This is a genomic window from Bartonella sp. P0282, from assembly GCF_048452985.1.
Classification (GTDB): domain Bacteria; phylum Pseudomonadota; class Alphaproteobacteria; order Rhizobiales; family Rhizobiaceae; genus Bartonella; species Bartonella choladocola.
Genome location: NZ_WTFO01000012.1, coordinates 1 through 504, shown reverse-complemented (window position 1 = coordinate 504; position 504 = coordinate 1). Strand labels below are relative to the sequence as shown.

General features: G+C 44.4%; 1 protein-coding gene. It reads right to left on the bottom strand.

What is annotated here, in order from left to right:
- Positions 1 to 53: 53 nt before the first annotated feature.
- Positions 54 to 504, bottom strand: a 451-nt coding sequence (locus GQS64_RS11950) for a hypothetical protein (protein WP_198231762.1), incomplete at its 5' end; no start/stop codon positions are given.

Sequence of the window (504 nt, the reverse complement as noted above, 5' to 3'; positions counted from 1 at the left end):
ATTCCCGAATTTGGTTATTCGCCTAAATATCTGTTGGTTCACTTTTTTAACCCTTAATTAGCATAGATATTGACCGTAATTGACGTCAGCTTGCCGGCATCCATACGACTACCTGTCAATGGAACACTGAAAAAAGTGCTGGATTTCGGGTTCGTCGTATAGGCTTCAAACTCAACGCTACCACTTCCTTGCAGATCAGGTTTCAAAGCAAGGTGTTGACGACCGTCATAGTAATCACATGCGCCTATACCGCCGCCACCGTTTGGCTTGCGATAACCGGGCGAGCTGATGGTATCGAAAGCGGTTTTGTCTGTGAATGATAGATAAAGGTTGTTGTTACGATCCCCGTAATCATTCATCCACGACTGAAGAACCGATACCGGAACCGAACAGTTTTGCGTCTTTGTTCCATCTTTAGTGGAAACGTAAATAGCGCCATCAACCGTTGATGAGTGTAGCGTTAACTGCTTATCCCATAATGGGCTTGCTTGTTTCAGTTCAATA